This window comes from Acidiphilium sp., from assembly GCF_049977125.1.
GTDB lineage: Bacteria > Pseudomonadota > Alphaproteobacteria > Acetobacterales > Acetobacteraceae > Acidiphilium.
The window spans coordinates 1-3,809 of record NZ_JBMFGY010000219.1 but is presented as its reverse complement, the minus strand read 5'-3'; the positions used below and the strand labels follow the sequence as shown (position 1 = coordinate 3,809).

General features: G+C 63.9%; 8 protein-coding genes and 1 tRNA gene. 1 reads left to right on the top strand and 8 read right to left on the bottom strand.

The genetic code is table 11. The annotated features are described in order from the left end of the window. The first annotated feature begins 169 nt into the window (after nucleotides 1–169). Nucleotides 170–245, top strand: a tRNA-Glu gene (locus ACP5E6_RS17030). Nucleotides 246–735: 490 nt separating this feature from the next. Here the strand turns inward: ACP5E6_RS17030 and ACP5E6_RS17025 are convergent. From ACP5E6_RS17025 to ACP5E6_RS16990, 8 genes are all read right to left on the bottom strand, one after another. Next, nucleotides 736–930 carry a hypothetical protein gene (locus tag ACP5E6_RS17025; RefSeq protein WP_427956181.1) on the bottom strand — a complete coding sequence of 65 codons (195 nt, stop codon included), beginning with the start codon at nucleotides 928–930 and terminating at the stop codon, nucleotides 736–738. Continuing rightward, complete coding sequence (locus ACP5E6_RS17020) at nucleotides 927–1,136, bottom strand: hypothetical protein (RefSeq protein WP_427956179.1); 210 nt, start codon at nucleotides 1,134–1,136, stop codon at nucleotides 927–929. The genes ACP5E6_RS17025 and ACP5E6_RS17020 overlap by 4 nt, the downstream gene beginning before the upstream one ends. A 256-nt stretch (nucleotides 1,137–1,392) precedes the next feature. Beyond that, nucleotides 1,393–1,557 carry a hypothetical protein gene (locus tag ACP5E6_RS17015; RefSeq protein ID WP_427956176.1) on the bottom strand — a complete coding sequence of 55 codons (165 nt, stop codon included), beginning with the start codon at nucleotides 1,555–1,557 and terminating at the stop codon, nucleotides 1,393–1,395. Further along, complete coding sequence (locus ACP5E6_RS17010; protein WP_427956173.1) at nucleotides 1,554–1,985, bottom strand: DUF5681 domain-containing protein; 432 nt, start codon at nucleotides 1,983–1,985, stop codon at nucleotides 1,554–1,556. The genes ACP5E6_RS17015 and ACP5E6_RS17010 overlap by 4 nt, the downstream gene beginning before the upstream one ends. After that, a complete protein-coding gene (locus ACP5E6_RS17005) occupies nucleotides 1,978–2,133 on the bottom strand; it encodes a hypothetical protein (protein WP_427956172.1) in 156 nt (51 codons plus the stop codon). The genes ACP5E6_RS17010 and ACP5E6_RS17005 overlap by 8 nt, the downstream gene beginning before the upstream one ends. Then, entirely contained in the window at nucleotides 2,133–2,609 is a 477-nt protein-coding gene (locus ACP5E6_RS17000; RefSeq protein WP_427956170.1) for a hypothetical protein, read from the bottom strand. The genes ACP5E6_RS17005 and ACP5E6_RS17000 overlap by 1 nt, the downstream gene beginning before the upstream one ends. After that, nucleotides 2,606–3,037: a ribbon-helix-helix protein, CopG family gene (locus tag ACP5E6_RS16995; RefSeq protein WP_427956168.1), complete on the bottom strand. Its 432-nt coding sequence runs from the start codon at nucleotides 3,035–3,037 to the stop codon at nucleotides 2,606–2,608. Before ACP5E6_RS16995 ends, ACP5E6_RS17000 begins: the two co-directional genes overlap by 4 nt. 11 nt (nucleotides 3,038–3,048) lie before the next feature. Further along, nucleotides 3,049–3,809: hypothetical protein (locus ACP5E6_RS16990; protein ID WP_427956166.1), on the bottom strand; the 761-nt coding region annotated here is incomplete at its 5' end.

Below are 3,809 nucleotides of genomic sequence, written 5' to 3'. Positions count from 1 at the left end.
CGCCTCCTCGCCCCCCGCGATTTTCAAACCTGACGCAAAAACCCGTTCGCACGCCTAAATCGTTACGACATCAAAACGAATATTCCGCGCCCTCGCCGATCAACGCGACAATCCCCGCCCCGCCGCCGACTTGACCCCAAAATCTACCTCGGCTACCGAAGAGATCATCGTCCCGTTCGTCTAGAGGCCTAGGACGCTGCCCTCTCACGGCGGCAACACCGGTTCGAATCCGGTACGGGATACCAAGCATTATCAATGCTTTACACGACATATCCACACATCACCCGGACGGCATACGGCATAACTACGGCATGGGCGGTGCGGGACGTGTCGGGATACGAGCATATCATCACGGCGTCGTGAGTTCTGAGAATATATTTTTCCCGTATGCGCGGGATAGCATAGGGCATAGGGGGCATCGGTAGTTCATAACTATATCGAAACACATTAAATCCCCCGAAACTGGCAGATAGCCTAGCTTTTCTCAAAAGATGAGACTGTTTCGGTAGCGTTCTGGTTTCGGATTTGGCACGGTATCGCAATGAACGGGTCGGCGCGGATGGTGCAGCCAGTTCACGAAAATGCGAGAATACCGGGCAGATGCGCTGGCGATGCGCCGCCGCTGCCGGGCTGGTGCCATGCCGATGCGCCGCCGATGCCAGACAGATGCAGCGCGTTTGAAACTTCCCGTCGACGGGAAGTTGTGGTGCGGAGATGGGCTGGTGCGGGTCGACGCTAAGCCCGCGCGATCGTGCGCCGGATCACCGCAAGCAGTTCGCGCCGATCGGCTTCATCGGCGGCGCGGGTCTCAGCATCGCGTAGTTCACGCAGCACGCGCCTCGCCGCCACCCGCTCACTCGGCCGCGCTAAGGGGTTCTCTGCCACCAGGCGCAACCGGGCGAGTTCGGCGGGGTCGAGGGTGTCGGTCACAATGGAATCCGCCTGATCGCTTCCACCAGCGGCCGGGCCCGCTCCACCAGCGCGTCGTCGTCGAGGCCGAGGCCAAGAAGGGCGTCGAGGGCCTGTGTGGCGGCATAGAGCCTGCGCCGCGCCTCTTTCAGATCGGCCCTGATCGCGGTGCGGACGGCGCTGGCGGGCTTGCCTCGGTTCGCAATGGCTTCACGTAGCGTCGGCATCTAATCCTCCTCCGAACGCGCGGGCGATGGTAACGTGCTCGAACGCATGGCGCGCTTCATCCCCCGCCTGATCTTTTCCAGCATCACTAGGCGCGCATGAGCAGCGACGGCCTCGGGGCCTTGCGCCACACGTTCGCGGTGATCGGCCCATCGCTTCAACGCCCTTGCCCGCTGCTTTTCCGGCGCTGGGTCGATGAATTGCTGTTTAGCGGTGCTATGAACGCGGCTGGCCGGCCCGCATCCAGAGCCTTTTGATCTATGACCGGGCATCGGTGACAATGACGCGCTCGATCGTCCGCACCGGCTGCCATTGCCCATCCGCATCGGGTGCCAAGACGACGCGGCGGATCATCGTGATTTTCTCCACGCCGGGCGGGCTGGTGCGTTCGAGGGTGGCGAGACGGCGTTCGAGGAGGGTCATGCTTTGGCTTCCAATGCGGCAAGGCGGGTTTCAATGTTGACGATCTCGATGGTTTTGCGCGCGGCCTCCACCAGCCCGGCGATGGGGGTGGCTTCATCGGGTGATAACTGCCCATCCGCGACGGCTGCGGCGACGGCGGCGATTGCAGCCATGCAGCTATCGGCGTCGGTCAGGGCGGGCAGTGCGAGGCGCACGGTGCGGCTGCGGCGGGGTGGTAGGATGCGGTCGAGGCATAAGCGCAACGCCACCTGATCGCCCCCGAGCGCCATCTGGATCGCCTGCCGGGTCAGAGCATCAGCCTCGCCGTCGAGTAGAGCTTCGGCCGCCATGGTCGCCTTATGCCGGGTGCCGGGCGGTTTGCCGGCCGGGTTGCCGCTCTGACCGGGCTTGAAGCCGTGCGGCTGTTTTCCGCCTGCATTATCAGCCATCGTCACGCCACCTTATACCGACCGTATCGAGGTGATGCCGCAACCGGATATTGCCGGCGCGCGCCTCCGTGATCGCCTTTTCGAAGATCTGCGGCGTCACTGCATCGGCCCAGGCGTTGACTTCGGCGAGCGTGGTCGGTGGTGTCATCAAAGTTCATCCGCACCCTGCGGCAGATCGGCAATGCGCCGCCAGGAGTCGCCCCGCTGCCCGCCGTTCCAGATCGTGCCATCTCCGGCCACCCCGATCAGCTCGGATCGCGCCCCGGCGCTCCCGTTGATCGTCAGGGCGGTGATGCTAATGAGGCGGCGCGGGCGTTCGGCGCTCATATCGCGGATGATGGCGCGAAGCCGGTCGATTTCTTCGGCTTGCGAATCGCACGCCGCCGTCATGGCGTCCCTGAAGCTTTTGCCGCCCTCGGTAGCGGCCCGTTCGGCGGTGGCGCGGTGGCGGGCGATGATGGCGTCGGCTTCGGCGTCGGTGGTCATGGTTGATTTCCTTACGATTTTGTCGAGGGCGAGGCTGTCATCGATCCGATCGCGGCGGGCGGCGTGCTGGGGGTCGGTTGTGATGCTGCCCCGGACCGATGGGAACGCGCTGGCGAACAGGCGGGCGATACGGCTCACGGCGCGGCGCGGAGGTGTTTCGGCACATGTCCACCCCATGAATCCCAGGCCGGATGCGTGGAGATCAGGACGGTTGCGCCGACAAGGTGTATCCCGGCCTCTCTCATTTCGGCGGTGATCCGGTTGCGAAAATTGACGCCAGCCTCGCCAGGTCCCGTCACCCAGGACATCGCCGGTCCAGCCCATCCAGCAACGCCGGGGGTGATGCGGGCAGTACAGCGCGGCGGCAGGGTTGAGTCGTATGTCACTTCGAACCATGGCCGATGCCGGGAGTTCCGGCCGCCCGGCAGGGCGGCGTCGAGCAAATGGCGAACCAAGGTCGAGCGAGGAATATCGGTGCGGGCGGCCTCGGCATCCAGGCGTTCTAGGATCGCCGGCGGCATCGAGATCGAGATCGGTTTGGTTTTGTCGCTGGTGGTTTCGGACATTCTATGAATCCTCAGTGCTTCGTCGCGAGGCTGCGATTGATGCTGACCTTGCCGCCCGCGCCGTATGAGTAGGGCGCCCAGGCTGCGGTCGGGTCGCCGACGTATTCGGTTTTCTTGTGTCCATGCCAATCAGTCTCGATCGCACGTAGCTGGCCGGCCGGGATTCCAAGTCTGGGCGAATTGTCTTTCACGGCGCGGGCTGCGTCGGCGAACACTTCACGCTCGATCGCGGCGAGTGTTCCGCCGGATAGATTGTCGAGCCGCGCGCCGTTCAATTCGGGTGAGACTGTTGCGAGCATGGTGGCGAGGCGCTTGCGGTAGCCATCGGGATGCTCGCCGGGGGTGGGGGTCGGAGCGGGGCGGCCAAGGGCGGCCTGAAACACTGCATCGGCACGGGCATGAGCGTCGCTGTACGCGTTGCGATCATCGACCGATGGCTCGGTCAGAATATGGCGCATCCGGTGCTCCAAAAGGTCGATTTTGCCTTGCAATTGCCGGCGCTCGGTGCTCGCATAACTGCGGGCACTGTCGGCGCGGAGCTTCCCATCGGTGGTGCGCTGGCGATCTTCGGTCGGTGCGGCGTAATCGGCGCGGCGGCGGCGGGCCGTGATGGCGTCCATGCGCTTATCGATCTCGCGGGCGGATTTCAGCAGCGCATCGGCCCATGCAGGAATCTCTTCGCTGCCATCGAATCGGGGGGCTGCAAGGTTGGCGCGTTGCGGCATTGTGGGGTCCTTAGGCCCAACTTCCACAGTGACAAAAAAAATAAAGT